The 18,430-nt window shown below is 42.9% G+C and carries 13 protein-coding genes and 1 tRNA gene; 2 read left to right on the plus strand and 12 right to left on the minus strand.

Features of this window, described 5'->3' with window-relative positions; all coding sequences use genetic code 11:
- Nucleotides 1-44: 44 nt before the first annotated feature.
- The 5 genes from lpdA to serB all read right to left on the minus strand — a co-directional run bounded on the left by lpdA (nucleotide 45) and on the right by serB (nucleotide 8,686).
- Nucleotides 45-1,469: a dihydrolipoyl dehydrogenase gene (gene lpdA / locus HG263_RS13435; RefSeq protein WP_171626595.1), complete on the minus strand. Its 1,425-nt coding sequence runs from the start codon at nucleotides 1,467-1,469 to the stop codon at nucleotides 45-47.
- 174 nt (nucleotides 1,470-1,643) lie between these two features.
- On the minus strand, nucleotides 1,644-3,521 hold the full coding sequence (aceF, locus tag HG263_RS13440) for a pyruvate dehydrogenase complex dihydrolipoyllysine-residue acetyltransferase (RefSeq protein WP_171626596.1): 1,878 nt from the start codon (nucleotides 3,519-3,521) through the stop codon (nucleotides 1,644-1,646).
- Nucleotides 3,522-3,533: 12 nt separating this feature from the next.
- A complete protein-coding gene (aceE, locus tag HG263_RS13445) occupies nucleotides 3,534-6,200 on the minus strand; it encodes a pyruvate dehydrogenase (acetyl-transferring), homodimeric type (protein WP_171626597.1) in 2,667 nt (888 codons plus the stop codon).
- Nucleotides 6,201-6,262: 62 nt separating this feature from the next.
- The gene (gene pdhR / locus HG263_RS13450) at nucleotides 6,263-7,012 is read right to left on the minus strand and encodes a pyruvate dehydrogenase complex transcriptional repressor PdhR (RefSeq protein ID WP_171626598.1); all 750 of its coding nucleotides are present in this window, start codon (nucleotides 7,010-7,012) and stop codon (nucleotides 6,263-6,265) included.
- Nucleotides 7,013-7,663: 651 nt separating this feature from the next.
- Complete coding sequence (serB, locus tag HG263_RS13455; RefSeq protein WP_171626599.1) at nucleotides 7,664-8,686, minus strand: phosphoserine phosphatase SerB; 1,023 nt, start codon at nucleotides 8,684-8,686, stop codon at nucleotides 7,664-7,666.
- 75 nt (nucleotides 8,687-8,761) lie between these two features.
- Between serB and HG263_RS13460 the strand changes: the two genes are divergently transcribed.
- On the plus strand, nucleotides 8,762-9,379 hold the full coding sequence (locus HG263_RS13460) for an AhpA/YtjB family protein (RefSeq protein ID WP_171626600.1): 618 nt from the start codon (nucleotides 8,762-8,764) through the stop codon (nucleotides 9,377-9,379).
- On the opposite strand, the gene HG263_RS13465 is transcribed toward HG263_RS13460, so the two are convergent.
- The 4 genes from HG263_RS13465 to prfC all read right to left on the minus strand — a co-directional run bounded on the left by HG263_RS13465 (nucleotide 9,346) and on the right by prfC (nucleotide 14,290).
- A complete protein-coding gene (locus tag HG263_RS13465; protein ID WP_171626601.1) occupies nucleotides 9,346-10,110 on the minus strand; it encodes a TatD family hydrolase in 765 nt (254 codons plus the stop codon). The genes HG263_RS13460 and HG263_RS13465 overlap by 34 nt on opposite strands.
- Before the next feature lie 99 nt (nucleotides 10,111-10,209).
- On the minus strand, nucleotides 10,210-10,848 hold the full coding sequence (pdxH, locus tag HG263_RS13470) for a pyridoxamine 5'-phosphate oxidase (protein WP_171626602.1): 639 nt from the start codon (nucleotides 10,846-10,848) through the stop codon (nucleotides 10,210-10,212).
- Nucleotides 10,849-10,942: 94 nt separating this feature from the next.
- On the minus strand, nucleotides 10,943-12,685 hold the full coding sequence (argS, locus tag HG263_RS13475) for an arginine--tRNA ligase (protein ID WP_171626603.1): 1,743 nt from the start codon (nucleotides 12,683-12,685) through the stop codon (nucleotides 10,943-10,945).
- Nucleotides 12,686-12,706: 21 nt separating this feature from the next.
- On the minus strand, nucleotides 12,707-14,290 hold the full coding sequence (prfC, locus tag HG263_RS13480) for a peptide chain release factor 3 (protein WP_171626604.1): 1,584 nt from the start codon (nucleotides 14,288-14,290) through the stop codon (nucleotides 12,707-12,709).
- A 439-nt stretch (nucleotides 14,291-14,729) separates the two neighbouring features.
- Between prfC and HG263_RS13485 the strand changes: the two genes are divergently transcribed.
- Nucleotides 14,730-17,408, plus strand: coding sequence for an ATP-binding protein (locus HG263_RS13485; RefSeq protein ID WP_171626605.1), 2,679 nt, complete (start codon nucleotides 14,730-14,732; stop codon nucleotides 17,406-17,408).
- Here the strand turns inward: HG263_RS13485 and rimI are convergent.
- The 3 genes from rimI to HG263_RS13500 all read right to left on the minus strand — a co-directional run bounded on the left by rimI (nucleotide 17,374) and on the right by HG263_RS13500 (nucleotide 18,330).
- Entirely contained in the window at nucleotides 17,374-17,799 is a 426-nt protein-coding gene (rimI, locus tag HG263_RS13490; RefSeq protein ID WP_171626722.1) for a ribosomal protein S18-alanine N-acetyltransferase, read from the minus strand. The two genes, HG263_RS13485 and rimI, sit on opposite strands and share 35 nt — an antisense overlap.
- 46 nt (nucleotides 17,800-17,845) lie before the next feature.
- Nucleotides 17,846-18,178: a hypothetical protein gene (locus tag HG263_RS13495; protein ID WP_171626606.1), complete on the minus strand. Its 333-nt coding sequence runs from the start codon at nucleotides 18,176-18,178 to the stop codon at nucleotides 17,846-17,848.
- Between the two features lie 75 nt (nucleotides 18,179-18,253).
- Nucleotides 18,254-18,330 (minus strand) — tRNA-Trp (locus tag HG263_RS13500).
- Nucleotides 18,331-18,430: the final 100 nt, after the last annotated feature.

Genomic DNA, 18,430 nt, shown 5'->3' on the forward strand with positions numbered 1-18,430 from the left:
CCCAGCAATCGCTGGGTTTTTTAGTATTGAATACAAGTAAATAATTACTTTTTCTTCACTGCTTTTTTGTTTGGTAAGTCAGTGATTGAGCCTTCAAAGATTTCCGCCGCTAGACCGATTGACTCGTTCAATGTTGGGTGAGCGTGAATAGTCAGCGCTAAATCTTCACCATCAGCGCCCATTTCAACTGCAAGGCCGATTTCACCTAGCATTTCACCCGCGTTGATACCAACCATAGCACCACCGATAACACGGCCTGAGTCTTTATCAAAAATAAGCTTAGTTTGACCTTCAGTACGTGCTGAAGCGATTGCACGACCAGATGCAGCCCATGGGAATACAGCAGTTTCAATGCTAAGGCCCTGCTCTTTCGCTTCTTTTTCAGTTACACCTACCCATGCAATTTCAGGGTCTGTGTAAGCGATTGAAGGAATGCACTTAGGATCAAAGAAGTGTTTCTTACCTGAGATAACTTCAGCAGCTACGTGACCTTCATGCACAGCCTTGTGTGCAAGCATAGGCTGACCTACGATGTCACCAATGGCGAAGATGTGGTCAACGTTGGTCTTCATTTGCTTATCAGTGTTGATGAAGCCACGCTCGTCAACATTGATACCAGCTTTGTCAGCATCAAGCAGTTTACCGTTTGGCGTACGGCCAACAGCAACCAATACTTTGTCATAACGCACCGGTTCAGCTGGTGCTTTTTTGCCTTCAAATGTTACATATAGGCCGTCGTCTTTTGCTTCAACTGCAACAACTTTAGTAGAAAGCATTACGTTGAACTTATCTTTTACGTAACGTTGGTAAATTTTAATAACGTCTTTATCAGCAGCTGGTACTAGCTGATCTGCAAATTCAACAACGTCAATTTGTGAACCTAGTGCACGGTACACAGTACCCATCTCAAGACCGATGATACCACCACCTAGTACAAGTAGTTTTTCTGGTACGTCTTTAAGCTCAAGCGCGCCAGTTGAATCAATTACACGGTCATCTTGTGGGATGAAAGGTAAGTTAACTGGCTGAGAGCCCGCTGCGATAATAGCGTTATCAAAAGTAACTGTAGTCGTACCTGACTCACCTTCAACTGCAATGGTGTTAGCGCCTGTAAATTTACCGTAGCCGTTAACTACTTTTACTTTACGCATTTTAGCCATGCCGTCTAGGCCGCCAGTAAGTTGACCAATTACAGACTCTTTCCAAAAACGAATTTTGTCTAAGTCAATTTGTGGTGCGCCAAATGTTACACCGTGAGATGACATTTCAGCTGCATCATCAATTACTTTAGCAACGTGAAGAAGTGCTTTTGAAGGGATACAACCTACGTTCAAGCACACACCACCTAGGGTATTGCGAGATTCGATAAGTGTAACTTCTAAACCTAAATCCGCAGCACGGAATGCTGCTGAGTAACCACCAGGACCACCGCCTAGTACAACAACTTGAGTTTTGATTTCGTTGCTCATGTTATTACCTTAACTATTATTCGAACGGGACTGTACTCTTTTGAGTATCCGCACCCAAAAATGCCTGCCGCATACAAAAACACCGGTACATGGCAGAGAGAGTTTTTTAAGTGTGCGAAAGTGTATCATCCGCACAAAAAGATGTCCCGCCTAAATAGTAGGCGGGACAACAAATTACATCACTAACTGACGGATATCGCTCAGGTAGCTTGCAAGCGTTACAGTAAACTTGGCTGCCAACGCACCATCGATCACTCTATGGTCGTAAGAGCAGCTTAGCGGCACCATCAAGCGCGGCTCAAACTCTTTACCATTCCACTTTGGCTTCATCTCAGACTTAGACACCCCTAAGATAGCCACCTCTGGCGCATTCACGATAGGTGTAAATGCTGTGCCACCAATGCCACCTAGGCTTGAGATAGTAAAGCAGCCACCTTGCATATCAGATGACGTTAACTTACCGTCACGCGCTTTCGCTGAAATTTCCATCAACTCGCGAGACAACTCAATAATGCCTTTTTTGTTTACATCACGAACTACTGGCACGACCAAACCGTTTGGCGTATCTACCGCAATACCGATGTGTACGTACTTCTTCAGAACTAGGCTTTCACCGTCTTCAGACAATGACGAATTAAACGTTGGGAAATCTTCAAGCGCTTTGGCCGCTGCTTTCATCACGAATACTAACGGGGTAATTTTTACTCCCATTTTTTTCTTCTCAGCTAAAACATTCTGCTCTTTTCGGAATGCTTCAAGCGCTGTGATATCAGCTTCGTCAAACTGTGTAACATGTGGGATCTGAACCCAGTTACGGTGTAAATTAGCACCTGAAAGCTTCTGAATACGAGACAGTTTTTTCTCTTCTACTTCACCAAACTTACTAAAGTCAACTTTCGGCCAAGGGATAAGACCTAGCTCGCCACCACCTGCATTAGAGCCTGCCACTTTGCCAGATTCTACTTGCTTCACAAGCTCTTTAACGTAGTTTTGTACGTCTTCTTTGATCACACGACCTTTACGACCGGTGCCTTTCACACGAGCTAGATTTACACCGAACTCACGCGCTAAACGACGAACCACAGGTGAAGCATGAGCGTAAGATGAGTTTGCTTCAAACTCTTCTTTTACACTTGATGCAGCTGGTGCTGATGATTTAGGTGCATCGTTTGACTTAGCTGCTGGTTTTGATTCAGCTGGTTTATCCGCTGATTTTTGCGGCGCACTGCCCGCCACTTCAAATACAAATACCAATGAGCCTGTGGATACTTTAGAACCCACTTCAACTTTTATTTCTTTAACGGTACCCGCAAATGGTGCCGGTACTTCCATGGCAGCTTTGTCGCCTTCCACGTTTAAGATTGATTGCTCCGCTGCAACACTGTCACCTACCGATACCATTACTTCAGTAACTTCAACTTCGTCGCCACCGATGTCAGGTACATGTACTTCTTTTAATTCAGCAGCAGGTGCTGAAGAAGCTGGCGCAGCTTCAGTTGCAGCTGGTGCATCTGTTGAACCAGTTTCAAAGACGAATACCAAAGAACCTGTTGACACTTTACCGCCAACTTCAATTTTGATTTCTTTCACCGTACCGGCAAATGGTGCCGGCACTTCCATTGCAGCCTTATCACCTTCAACGTTCAAAATTGATTGGTCAGCCTCAACGGTATCACCAACGGCAACCATGATCTCGGTCACTTCAACTTCATCACCACCGATATCTGGTACATGCACTTCTTTTAATTCAGTGGCACTCGATGTTGCTGGGGCAGGTGCGCTCTTAGTCGCTTCCGCAGCAGGCGCTGCCTCTTCGCCAGCGCTTGCTTCAAAAATCATAATCAGTGACCCAGTTGAAACGGTATCACCTTCTTTGATCTTAATTTCTTTAACCGTACCTGCTTGTGTAGCAGGTACTTCCATTGATGCTTTATCGCCTTCAACCGTAATAAGCGATTGCTCTTCACTCACTGAGTCCCCTACTTTTACAAGGATCTCAGTTACTTCAACCTCATCTGCACCAATATCTGGAACGTGAATTTCGATAGTCATTCGTTCGGTCCTTTATGCGTAAAGTGGGTTAGTTTTAGTAGTATCAATATCAAATTTCTTGATAGCTTCAACTACAACTGACTTGTCTACTTTGCCTTGCTTCACAAGCTCAGTTAATGCAGCAACAACAACATACCCTGCATTTACTTCAAAGTGACGACGCAGATTCTCACGGCTGTCTGAACGACCATAGCCATCGGTACCAAGTACCTTGTACGATGCACTTGGCATAAACGCACGTACTTGCTCTGCGTAATTTTTCATATAATCCGTTGCTGCAATCGCTGGCGATTCACTAAGCACCGATGTGATATACGGCACTTTTGCTTCGCTTGCTGGGTTAAGCATGTTGAAGCGCTCTGCATCTTGGCCATCACGTGTTAACTCGTTGAATGAGGTCACTGAGAATACGTCTGAGCCAATGCCATACTCTTCGCTTAGGATAACACCCGCTTTACGGACTTCATTTAAGATAGTACCTGAGCCCAATAACTGAACATGCGCTTTGTCACCTGCGTTGCTCTCAAGTTTATAGATACCTTTACGAATACCTTCTTCAGCGCCTTCAGGCATAGCAGGTTGATGATAGTTTTCGTTCATTAGCGTCAGGTAGTAGAACACGTTTTCTTGCCCTGGACCGTACATACGACGGATACCATCTTGCATGATAACGGCCACTTCATAGCCAAACGTAGGGTCGTAAGAAATACAGTTAGGAACTGTACCTGCTTGAATGTGTGAATGACCATCTTCGTGTTGAAGACCTTCACCGTTTAGGGTTGTACGACCGGCCGTAGCACCTAATAAGAAACCGCGCGCTTGTTGGTCACCCGCCATCCACGCCATGTCGCCAACACGTTGGAAACCAAACATAGAGTAGTAGATGTAGAACGGGATCATCGGTAAGTCATTGGTGCTGTATGACGTTGCAGCTGCAACCCATGATGACATTGCACCTAGCTCGTTGATACCTTCTTGTAACACCTGTCCTGACGTTGCCTCTTTGTAATAAGAGACGATATCGCGGTCTTGAGGTGTGTAATTTTGACCATGCGGGTTATAGATACCGATTTGACGGAATAAACCTTCCATACCAAATGTACGTGCTTCGTCAGCAATAATTGGCACAATATTTTGGCCAATGTTTTTGTCTTTTAGTAACACGTTTAGTGCACGAACAAACGCCATCGTGGTAGATATATCACGCTTTTGCTCTTGCAATAACGGCTCAAACGCACTGACTTCAGGTAACGTTAACGCTTCAGTGAAGTTAGGTAGACGCTGCGGTGTATAACCATGTAGCGCTTTACGGCGAGCGTGTAAGTATTCGTACTCTTTTGAACCTTCTTCAAGCTTCAAGTAAGGTAAGTTAACTAACTCTTCGTCTGCGACCAAGTCTTGTAAACCTAGACGTGAACGTAGGTGTGCTACGTGTGTCATGTCCATTTTCTTAACTTGGTGCGCAATGTTCTTACCTTCAGCCGCTTCACCCATGCCATAACCTTTTACGGTTTTAGCTAGGATCACCGTTGGACGGTCTTTCGTTTCTTGCGCTGCTTTAAACGCCGCGTATAACTTCGATGGCTCATGACCGCCACGCTTAAGTGCGAAGATCTCTTCATCAGTCATATCAGCAACTAATGCAGCCGTTTCTGGGTAACGACCAAAGAAGTGCTCACGTACATATGCACCGTCTTTTGCTTTATAAGTTTGGTAGTCTCCGTCGATGGTTTCGTTCATCAACTGTAGTAGCTTACCAGTAGTATCTTTTGCTAGCAGCTTATCCCAACCTGACCCCCAAACCACCTTGATCACGTTCCAACCTGCACCTCTAAATAGGCCTTCAAGCTCTTGGATAATCTTACCGTTACCCATTACTGGGCCGTCTAGGCGCTGTAAATTACAGTTGATCAAATAACATAAGTTATCTAGCTTTTCACGCGCAGCAAATGAAATTGCACCACGTGATTCTGGCTCATCCATTTCACCATCACCTAAGAATGCATATACACGCTGGTTTTTAGTGTCTTTTAAGCCGCGGCCATCTAAGTATTTTAAGAAACGCGCTTGGTAGATAGACGCGATTGGACCTAAGCCCATAGATACCGTTGGGAATTGCCAGAATTCAGGCATAAGTTTTGGATGTGGATATGAAGAGATACCTTTGCCGTCTACTTCTTGGCGGAAGTTATCTAGCTGCTCTTCACTCAAGCGACCTTCTATGAAGGCACGTGCATAGATCCCCGGAGAAATGTGGCCTTGATAGTAAACCAAATCACCACCGTCAACGTCATTAGGCGCACGGAAGAAATGGTTGAAACACATTTCATAGAACGCTGCTGACGACTGATAAGACGCCATATGTCCGCCAAGTTCTAAATCTTTCTTCGACGCACGTAATACGATCATGATGGCATTCCAACGGATAATTGAACGAATACGACGCTCAATATTTACATCACCAGGATAAGCTGGTTCTTGATCTGCTGGAATAGTATTCACATAGTTAGTAGTGGTGCCCGTTGGCATGTCTACGCCGTCTAAGCGAGCTTGCTCAAGCACTTGCTCTAACAAAAATTGCGCGCGCTCAACACCTTCTTCTTTTACTACCGACTCAAGCGCCTGTAACCACTCTTGGGTTTCTAACGCGTCTACGTCAAATTTATTGACTTCAGACATATGGAATTTTCCTTATGTTTAAAATACGAATTTATTATTCAGTTTTAATGTAACCGACAAGCTTACTGTTGCTTTGTACGTCGTAAGCTGCGTTCAATTCGTGAACGCTCTTTGCCAGCTTCAAGTAATGCCTCTTCAATAAACGCTAAGTGCGCATTACTTGCTAATCTTGCTTGCTCTGGATTGCCGTTAATCACTGCTTCCAAAAGCACTTTTCGGTGTTGAGCTAATTGCTCACTCACCTCTAACTTTTGCACCAAAACCGTTAAGTTTTGTAAGACATTTTGCTCAAGTAGTGATTGCATACCTCTTACCAAGTGCAGTAACACCACATTGTGCGAAGCTTCCGCCACCGCAAAATGAAAGGCATTAATTGCCGCTGCAGTTTGAGCTAAATCGCCCTGTGCTTGAGAAATGTTATTAAAGCTATCTTGAACCTTTTCAAAATCAGTGTCAGTACCACGCAATGCAGCATAATAAGCCGCGATCCCCTCAAGAGCGTGACGAAACTCTAGTAAATCAAATTGAGACTCTGGATGCTTACTGATCAAATCAAATAATGGATCCGTGAGACCTTCTTCCAACTGATTTTTTACATACGTGCCACCACCTTGACGACGAGTTACTAATCCCTTCGCTTCGAGCTTTTGGATAGCTTCTCGCAATGAAGGTCTTGAGACTTCAAATTGCTTCGCGAGCTCTCGTTCAGGAGGTAACTTTTCACCCGGCATTAAAGAGCCCTCAAGGATCATATTCTCGAGCTGCTCTAAAATAACATCGGATAACTTCGCTGCTTTTATCTTTAAAGACATTGATCTAACGCCGAATTTAAGTGTACAGCCAATCACTGCTTACAGTGGCTAGCGGTGCCATTAAAACCAAAAGGTAAATTGGTCATACCAAACTTTCGCAATACGTTATCAAAATCAATGAAGGCTGTCAAAAATCTGCGTATAAATACGTTTAAAGTGAAAGCTCAAAGACTAAACTTTATACAAAAATAACGAATTGCAAAGGAATATAAAAAAGGTCTGACCAGATGACTATAAACTCTTTAATTCGGTGACACTAGCAAACAGCCCTATGCCATGCCACTACAGTAAGCCCATTGATGATAGTTTTCGCGTTGTAAACTCTAACCTCTTCACGCCCAAGTACCCATAAAAAACATGCGTAACTTTTATACCCCTTACAACAAAATGAGTTAATAGAGATGGCGTTGAACTCAAACAAACTGAGCATCAAAGACGGACTAAATGACAATAAATCACTTCCCAAACTATGACTCATACAACGCCTGTTAAAGATAACGTCTATTACCCATATTCGTCTGAAAATAATTCACGATATAACTCAAAAGAAGTGATTGGCTATTTAGGTTAGCAACACAAAAAGTGGCAATAAAAGCGATAGTAGCCATTTGTCTAAAGGGGGAAATGCAAATGGCTAATTATGATGTCTCGCTATTTTGGAATAGAAAGTAAATAAAGCACTTGTAACAATGACCCTTCGCATATCGCCGCATCAGCTTGTGCAACAACCTTAGGCTTACCGTGCACTGCAATGCCTAATCCTGCCTGTGCCATCATGAGTAAATCATTGGCACCATCCCCCATCGCAACAGTTTGTGCTTTTGGTAATTCAAGCTCATTTGCCAGCATGTTTAAAATATCGGCTTTTTTCTGGGCATCAACAATGTCACCTAATACCTTGCCTGTTAAGCTGTTATCCTTGATCTCCAATTCATTGGCATAGAACGCATCCAGCTGCAATGGCGCTTGTAAAGCTTCAGCAAACCAAGTAAATCCGCCGGAGGCAATTGCAAGCTGCCAGTTGTGCTTCTTTAAGTGGGCACATAATGCCTGCACCCCTTCCATCAGTGGCAAATCATTTTTTAACGCTTGAATTAAACTAAGTTTGACTCCCTCTAACTTGCTTACCCGCTGATGTAAGCTTTCACTAAATTCAAGTTGACCCGCCATCGCTTGCGCGGTGACTTCGGCTACTTCGTCATAAACATTAGCAAGACGTGCTATCTCATCAATGCACTCAATCTTAATTGCCGTTGAGTCCATATCCATCACCAACAAGCCTCGCTTAGTTGTTGTGGGTGGGTTAAGCAAAACGGCCGTTTGCAAACAGAGTGAGTGCGCAGCTTCTCGCAATTGAGCTTTTAGTTGCTCGGTGACAGTCAATTTGTATTGGCTTTTCACAAACATGACCATAGCTTCGGGCAATGCGGGATGAGGGTGATATTGGCATATGGCACTGACAGGCAATTTAGAGTCGTGCAAAAAAGCCAAAAAGTTCTGTAGCTTTGCAGTGGTAAGCTGCTCACCAAACAAAGTGATGTATACCCCACTATATGCTTCAGACGCACGCTCGCTTAACTCATATTGTCCATTTTCAATTTGATACCATTTTGCTAAAGTGAAGATATGAGACAAATCATGATCAGGTAATTGCACAAGGCTAGAGGTTGGCATACATAGACTCCTAAATAACAGACTCGTCCTTTTTAACATCTATCATGGATACTGTCAGCATCCAACGCAGGTAATATGAAAAATACACATGCTATTGATTTATTAAAATCTTCTCGAGGAAGGCGCTTGATCCGTCTATTGATCGCTGCGGCATGCTTTATTGCAATCGCTTGGTTGGGCGTAAATACCAGCTTTCAATCTCACCAACTACTACATAAACAAGCTGACTTGAATGCTAGAAGCTTAATTAAGCAGTTTGCTTTGAACGCTGCCAAGCCTCTGAGCGAAGACAATTTCACTCAATTAACAACTCTTAGTGAACACCTTGAGCGTGATGACAATGTACTAAGCATCACCCTATATAGCCAAGATGGTGAGCTTATTCTTCCTACTAGTAAAGCGTTAGATAGCGATAATGTTTATGGCTTACCAGCAGATGTGGCGGGGATCAGTAAACTAAAAACGCCTATTGTTGAGCCCATTATTTTTCAAGGACAGCCTTTAGGTTTTGCAAGCATGGTTTACCTAACAAATTCAGCGATGAGCCAAAGTCACTACCATTTTCATGAACTAGGAAGAATGGTACTCGTCATGTTACTCATTACTTGTATTTTTACGTGGCAAATTGGCAGAGCTCTAAAAGGCTGGGAAGTAAAACGTCAAATCCGAAAAAGTGTGCAAGACGACGAATAAAGCTGTTGCGCTATTTGCTCTGGACGCTCGCTTCTCAGTGCACACAAATGCTCAAATACCTCAACGAGCCTGTGAGGCTCATTCGCCTGTCCTTGGTACCCTGATAACGGCATTGAAGGGGCATCGGTTTCTAGCAACAGGCTCTCTAATGGCACTTGGCTTAATACTTGCCGGGTTTTATTCGCACGTGTATAGCTAATAGTGCCTCCCACACCTAATTTGAAACCTCGGTTTATATAGTATTGCGCTTGCTGTAGAGAACCTGAAAAAGCATGTATCACGCCGCCATACTGTGCAGGGCAAGCTTTAAGTGCTTGTGCAATTAAATGGTGGCTTTGTCTGTGATGCACTATCAAAGGAAGCGATAAAGCATTGCAGAGTTTGATGTGTTCAACAAATAATTCGCTCTGATATCCTATATTTGCGCAAGTAGCATCGATACCACACTCACCAATGGCCACAATATCATTACGGTGAGTCCGTGCGAGTGTTTGCAACAAAGAGAATGCGTCATCATTATGCTGTTCAATAAAGTATGGATGTAACCCCAAAGCGATGCGACATTGTGCAAAGTCCTTGGCAAATTGCAGCAAAGCAGCACTTTGTGGATAAGTAACACCAGGAACAATAAAATACTGAACCCCTCGTTTATGAGCCCTTGCTATATGAGCATTTAGGTCGTTCTTGAGCTCGCTGAAATCTAAGTGGCAATGGCTATCAATAAAGTGCATGGCAACAGCTGTAATATAGGCTTATCCATGAGTATAAACATGTAAACGCAAGTAGGTCGAGCAATTGCCCAACCTTCACTAAGATGTAAGCATGAGGATTTAGGGGTTTAACCTATCTATCAGCCAAGAACCATCATCTTGTTTTACATACATGAAGCGGTCATGTAAGCGGTTCTCCCCCCCTTGCCAAAATTCAATTTTTGTAGGCTCTACGCAGTAGCCGCCCCAAAAATCAGGCAATGGAATTTGGCCTTTGGCAAATTTGGCTTTCATTGCATGAAAGGTTTCCATCAATGCCTTGCGCGAAGAAACTGGACGTGATTGCTGCGATGCCCATGCTGCCAGTTGACTCTCTTGCGGTCGAGATAAAAAGTACTTAGCAACCGCAGCCGTCGATAGGGTTTTTGCTTCACCGTATACTATCACCTGACGTTCGATTTCATGCCAAGGAAAGTGTAAACACACCTTGTTGTTACTTTTTATCTCTTGCGCTTTACGCGAACCTGTATTGGTAAAAAATACAAATCCATGTTCGTCTAAATGCTTTAACAAAACGATACGTTGTGATGGCTGACCTTGTTCATCGACGGTGGCTACAACCATCGCCGTCGGATCTGCAAACTTTGCGTCAACCGCTTGTTGTAACCAGTTTTCAAATTGCGTAATGGGGCAATCGGCCAACATTTCGCGACGTAAACCGCCTTTTGTGTATTCTCGGCGAATATCTTCAAGCTTCATGGTTTTTCCTTACAAAAAAGCCGCATAAACAAGGTTCGATACGGCTCTTAAGTTAACACATTTTGGTATTACAAATAATCAAACAAATGCTAAATTACATTTGCTCCATTACTTCGATACCAAGTAAGTCAAGGCCGGTTTGTAAAGTGTTTGCAACTAGGTTACACAGTACCAAACGGCTTTCTCGTACATCAGTTGCCACATCATCTTTTAGAATTGGACATGCTTCATAGAATGTCATGTATAAGCTCGCCAATTCATATAAGTATCCGCATAGTACGTGTGGGGTCGCTTCACTGATCATCAAATCAAGCACTTCTTCTAATTGAAGCAGTTTAAGCGCCAACGCTTTCTCTTGTGCCTCAACGATATTAATGCTGCCAGCAAGACTCGTACCCTCTACACCCGCTTTACGGAAAATACCACTGACACGCGTATACGCATATTGTAAGTAAGGCGCCGTTGCACCTTCAAAGCTCAGCATAGAATCCCAGTTGAAGATATAGTCGCTGGTGCGGTGCTTAGAGAGGTCCGCATATTTAACCGCACCAATACCTACTTTACGGGCAATTTCGCTACGCTCTTGTTCACTCAAATCGGCTGTTCGATCGGCTATTTTATCTGCCGCGCGACTTACAGCTTCTTCAAGTAAGTCCGCTAGTTTAACTGTACCACCTGTGCGGGTTTTGAATGGCTTACCATCATCGCCCATCATGGTACCAAACAAGCTTGGCTCATATGTCGTTTTGTCTTTGAGGAAACCAGCTTTACGTGCGGTGATCTCAACCTGGTTAAAGTGCAACCCTTGACGTGCATCGACAAAAATCAAGATACGATCTACATCTAGCTCATTGGAGCGATAGTCACATGCAGCTAAGTCTGTGGTTGAATACAAGAAACCGCCACCCGATTTTTGTACGATAAAGACTGAAGGTTCGCCATCTTTGTTGGCTAATTCATCCAAGAACACAACTTGTGCGCCTTGGTCTTCAACCGCAATACCTTTTGACTTGAGTAACTCAATCACGCCAGCAAGGCGGTCGTTATATGCACTCTCAGCCATGATATCGTCACGGCTAAGTGTTACATTCAGCTTCTGATATACTTCTTCTGAGTGCTTCACTGAGGTATCGATAAACATTTGCCACAGCTTTTTGCAGTGCGCATCACCACTTTGTAACTTCACAACATAATTACGGGCTTTGTCTGCAAAACCTTCTTCGTCATCAAAGCGTTTTTTAGCATCTCGGTAAAAGCTTTCAAGATCTGCTAATGCAACGTTTTCGAGGTCTACACCTTGGTTTAGTAAATCTTCAAGATGCGCAATAAGCATACCAAACTGAGTACCCCAATCACCCATGTGATTTTGACGCACAACGGTATCACCACGAAATTCTAACGCACGCACCACAGCATCACCAATGATGGTCGAACGCAAGTGGCCTACATGCATTTCTTTGGCAAGGTTTGGCGAAGAATAATCAACCACTACTTTCTTAGCCGGTTGGTGCTCAGAAACACCAAGCTTCGTGTCTTTGTTCGCAGCTTCCAAACTCGCTGATAAAAACTCTGGCTTTAAATGAATATTGATAAAACCTGGGCCTGCAATTTCGGTCTGCGTTGCAATATCACTCACATCGAGGTTATCAATGATTTTTTGCGCCAGCTCTCTTGGGTTGGTTTTGAGTGCTTTAGCCGCCCCCATTGCGCCATTTATTTGGTAATCACCAAATTGTGGGCGGGTACTTTGTGTCACCGCAGGGTTACTACCTTCAGGAATACCCGCAGCTAGCATTGCCGCGTTGGCTTTTTCAATTAGAATCTTTCTAATGTTCATGCTTTATCCTTTGTCTGCGGCTTAGTGTTCACGAGTATGGTGGAACTCAACATCTGGGTAACGCTCCATCGACAAATTAAGATTGACACGACTTGGCGCTATATATGTAAGATTATCGCCGCCATCTAATGCCAGGTTGGCTTCACATTTGCGTCTGAATTCAGCCATTTTCTTTTCATCAGAACAGCTTACCCAACGTGCGGTTTGTACATTAACACTCTCATATATCGCATCAACGTTGTACTCAGCTTTTAAACGGGCGACAACCACATCAAACTGGAGTACACCCACAGCGCCTACAATTAAATCGTTGTTGATCAGAGGTCTAAATACTTGTACAGCTCCCTCTTCAGATAATTGCACTAAGCCTTTTAACAACTGCTTTTGCTTCAATGGATCTTTTAAGCGAATACGACGAAATAGCTCTGGTGCAAAGTTAGGAATACCACTGAACTTAAGCTTTTCACCTTGCGTAAAAGTATCACCAATTTGAATCGTGCCATGGTTATGTAAACCAATTATATCGCCTGCAAAAGCATCTTGTGCGCGCTCTCGGTCACCGGCCATAAAGGTAACCGCATCAGAAATACTCACTTGCTTACCAATACGCACATGGTTCATTTTCATACCTTGGCTGTATTTGCCAGACACAATACGCATAAACGCAATGCGGTCACGGTGTTTAGGGTCCATGTTGGCTTGAATTTTAAATACAAAACCCGAGAAGTTGTCTTCTTCAGCTTTTACTTCACGCTCTTCTGTCTGACGTGGCATAGGCGCTGGAGCCCATTGCGTTAAACCATCTAACATGTGGTCAACACCAAAGTTACCAAGGGCCGTACCAAAAAATACGGGCGTTAGCTCACCTTTTAAAAAGAGTTCTTGATCGAATTCGTGCGATGCACCAATCACCAGCTCTAGCTCTTCACGCAGCTGTTCAGCAAGCTCTGCGCCCACCGCATCGTCAAGCTCTGGATTCTCTAAGCCTTTTATCACACGCTTTTCTTGAATCGTGTGACCTTGACCCGTTTGATATAACACCGTTTCGTCACGATGGATGTGATACACGCCTTTAAACTCTTTACCACACCCAATTGGCCATGATACTGGTGCACAAGCAATATTCAGCTCAGTTTCTACTTCATCTAGCAACTCCATAGGATCTCGAATATCGCGGTCTAGTTTGTTCATAAACGTCACGATCGGCGTATCACGTAAACGGGTTACTTCCATCAGTTTACGGGTACGGTCTTCTACACCTTTTGCCGCATCAATTACCATCAAACATGAGTCAACGGCTGTTAACGTACGGTATGTATCTTCCGAGAAGTCTTCGTGTCCGGGAGTATCTAACAAGTTAACCAGTGCGTCATTATAAGGAAACTGCATTACAGAGGTGGTGACCGAGATCCCACGTTCTTTTTCCATTTCCATCCAATCTGATTTTGCGTGCTGGTTTGAGCCACGACCTTTTACAGTACCCGCTTTTTGTAGTGCCTTTCCGAATAACAATACTTTTTCGGTAATGGTTGTTTTACCCGCATCAGGGTGCGAGATAATAGCGAACGTACGTCGCTTTTGAATTTCGTTGACGATATTAGACATGTAAGCAGCTTTTGCCCTGTAAGTCGCGTCTTCAATTGCGCGAACTAAATTAAAATTTTTCCGATTATACCTGTTTTACTCTGGGCAAAAAAGGCACATGATTGAGTAATTTAAATTGTTCTTATGCAGCAAGGTTAGGTCTTTGTCATTGCCTCTAAATCAGCAGAACTGATTGCTAAAATGTCATAGGGTTCAGTAGGGCCTATTGAGCTTTGCTGTTTCATAACAACCTATACTAAAAGCTAAATAAATACCGTCACTGGTATGGTGGAAGCATGGACTATTTTACAACTTAGTCTATTAATAAAATCACAACAATATTTTACCACCACAAAACCTATTCAAACTTGAGTAATCGCATATATGGACATAAGCTTACGTAGGTAATTTGGGCTTGTAATTTAACTTGACCGTGTAATAGGGAAATGACTTTAATATTATGAAAATAAGTAAGTTAAGCATAAAGCTACTTCGTTACATTACACCTCTCGTGGTTTTGCCTTCGCTTTTTCTGGGCGGCTTTACCCTAACAACAGTCACAAACTCAACGCAACAACAAGCCCAGTTAACTGTAAGCAGCTTTGTGGAACAGCAACAGCAGAAGATCCTCAGCTACATAAAAATATATCAATCTACAACAAAATTACTTTCTACCTCACCGGTATTGAGCGATTATCTGACTTACAATGGCGAAAGCCAATTTGAAAAAAGCAAACGCCAAATGGCTTTACAGGACGTGTTTGCGAGCTATAGCGAAGCCTATCCAGATATTTTAAGCATTAATTTGGTTAATCAACAAAGCGAGAGTTTAGCCTATAATGCGCGCAACCTAAGTAACCCACCTAATAGCTACCCTTTTTTCGCTCAAGTTCTAGCGAGTAATTTGAGCCAACAGTATTTTATGGTGCCTACTGACGAGGGAACCACGCATTTATTTTTTGTACAACAAATACTTAATAGTAGTTCTGTTAGTGCTGCCAGCTATGTCGTAATTAAGGTTGACCCGTCAATTATTCATTATTCTATCTTTGAGTCGCCCTATAAAAGCGCATTTAACACCCTCATAACGGGTAATGGCGAGATATTATTTAGCTCTTCAACACCTTTAAAAACAGTAAAACTCGACCATAATGAAGTTGAGCAAATAAAGTATCTATCTGAACATGAAGAATTAGACAGGATCAATCTAAATAGCATCGACAAGCCAAACATGGTTGGTTATGCGGTGCAGCTAAGCGATGATTATTATTACCTATCTACTATTCCCAATCACCTGCTCTATGAGTCAGGACAAGCGATTAAAAGCCTCACGGCATTGATCGTTATTTTATCTATTATAGCGCTGCCCATTTTGGTATTTATTGTCGTGAAAAAGCTTTTAATCAACCCTATAGAGTTACTAGGAGAAGCGAGCCATCGTGTTGGTGATGGAGATCTGAGTGTTTTTTTGCCAAATCAAAATACTGATGAAGTCGGTAAATTGTTTCAAGACTTTAACTATATGATAAAGCAAATCAGGGACTTCCAAGGAGAGTTAGAAGATTACAAGCTACACCTAGAAGAGAAGGTAGATAATCGTACCTTAGCACTTGAACGCATGAACCAACAGCTGGAAACAGCTTACACCCAAGCTGAGCAAGCAAATGAGTTAAAAAGCCACTTTTTAGCCAACATGAGTCACGAGATCCGCACTCCTTTAACCGCCATAATTGGCTTTACTGAACAGTTGCTGCATAACCCAGATACCCAATATTCCCAACGCCATCTAGAAACAATGCTCAGAAACTCAAAACACTTGCTTGAATTAATCAATAACATTTTAGATTTATCAAAGATAGAAGCCGAAAAACTCGCGGTCGATCAATCTGAAGTTGACTTGCAAGGGATTGTTGACGATGTCGTGGATATCATAGAGCCTTTATGTGAACAAAAGGAACTTACCCTATCGATTAATTACCAACTACCTATTCCTCGTACATTGAACAGTGACTCGACACGGTTAAAACAAATATTAATTGATATTTGCAGTAACGCAGTTAAGTTTACCGAGTATGGCAGCGTGGGTATGGATATCAGCTATGATCAATCCACGGAGCTTTTTGAATTTGTCATTACAGATACTGGTATTGGTATGTCTCAAGGGGAAATAGAGCGAATATTTAAGCCTTTCGAACAGGCTGATAGCACCATTACTCGTCGCTTTGGAGGCACTGGATTAGGGTTATGTATTGCTAAAAATCTTGCTCAATTACTCGGCGGTAACGTAAATGTCAAAAGCCAACAAGGTGTTGGTAGCCAGTTTATCGTTACTATCAATGCCAATTATCATGGCAAAGTACCAGACATGCTTGAGGCGCTTGACGCCCCCACCTCAAAGGATAATATTTCACAAGAATTTGCTGATACGCAATTTGATGCGCGCTTGTTACTTGCTGAGGATAACCCCGATAATCAAGAGCTCATCTGTCTCATGCTCAATGCCTGGGGGATCACACCTGATTTGGTAAACAATGGAGCACAGGCCGTAGAAAAAGCGCTGGTAAATGACTATCAAATCATTCTTATGGATATGCAAATGCCTGTTATGGGGGGAATAGAAGCCGTACAAATGCTGAGGCATGCAGCCTATGATGGACCAATTATTGCCCTTACAGCAAATGTTATGAAACATGATATAGATGCTTATTTAAAAGCCGGATGCGATGCGACCCTTGCAAAGCCTATAGATAGGCTACAGCTGGGTAAAGTGCTGCTAAAACACCTACAAATACAAGCCGCTAGTGATTCAAAATGGGATTCTTTATTAAAAAGTGAGAAATTCGCTCAGATCACACAAAACTATAAGCGAAAGTTACCCAACTATTTAGCGCAATTAGAGCAACACTATCAAGCTCAAGATTGGGATGCCTTACGAGCGCTTGCACACAGCCTTAAAGGCAGTGCTGGGTGTTTTGGGTTTATGAATATTCATAGCGCGGCACAAACTCTAGAAGAGAGCCTTAGAACAAACGATGAAAGCCATTGGCATTATGCAATGCTATCTTTAAGTGAAGCGATAAAATACACCCTAAAAAAGCAGCCATCTAATACTGAAAGCTATTCTCAGAGCCAAAGTTGAGTGTTTTAGCCATTAATACCGCATCTTCTTTGCCATTGACACAAGGATAATAGTCTTTACGTATTCCCACTTCACAAAAACCAGCCCACAGGTAAAGGCCAATCGCCGTTATGTTTGACTTTCTAACTTCTAGAAATAAATTTTCAGCGCCAGCTTGTTCGCTCGCCATCATAAAGTCGCTTAACAGTGCTTTGGCTAGGCCTTGACCTTGATAGGCCGGCGCAACACAAATATCCATTAGAGTATGATCAGGACCTGCGACCTCACCAACATAAAATCCTGCCAATGTGTCTTGCTGATAAACAGCACCGTTGAAGTACCGTCCAGACAAGCAAGATTTCATGGTATTTTCAGACCAAGGAAAGTCATGACATGCTTTTTCTATCGCCATTAACTGTGCTAATGGTAGGCTAGATAGAACGTCACGTTGAACAAGCTTATTCACTAATTAACAACCATAATTGGCGCTTTTGCGCACTACTTAATGTTTTTGCTGGAATATACAAACGTCCTTCATGACGCTGCATGTTATTTGCCACATATATACCTGACAGCGGTTGCTTAGAAGCCCTATTAATGTCCGAAAATAAAATTGAATTGACATCAAGAGATTCCTCAAGAGATTCTTCAGGAGATTCCTCAAAAGGCTGCTCAACAGTTCCATTACACGGATTTGCATCTACACACTGACGTGCAGCATCTTGCGTCCTAAAATGCGCATTTAATGACAATGGCGTAATATCTAGAATATCGGCGTACATAGGGTGCATAATAACCTGTGGTACTGCTATTTAATAAGTGTGGAATATACTGCTTTAAAGAGCATAAAGCAAAAATTTAGGAAGTGGCAGGGGCGGCAGGACTCGAACCCGCAACCATCGGTTTTGGAGACCGCTGTTCTACCAATTGGAACTACGCCCCTGCAATGTCGACGCATTATAAAGAGGTTTTTGAAAAGGTAAAGAAAAATTATGAAAATAGCGTTCAACTGCTTTTTTAATAAGCAAAAGGGCGAATATTTA

The organism is Pseudoalteromonas caenipelagi (genome assembly GCF_013140855.1).
Taxonomy (GTDB): Bacteria; Pseudomonadota; Gammaproteobacteria; order Enterobacterales; family Alteromonadaceae; genus Pseudoalteromonas; species Pseudoalteromonas caenipelagi.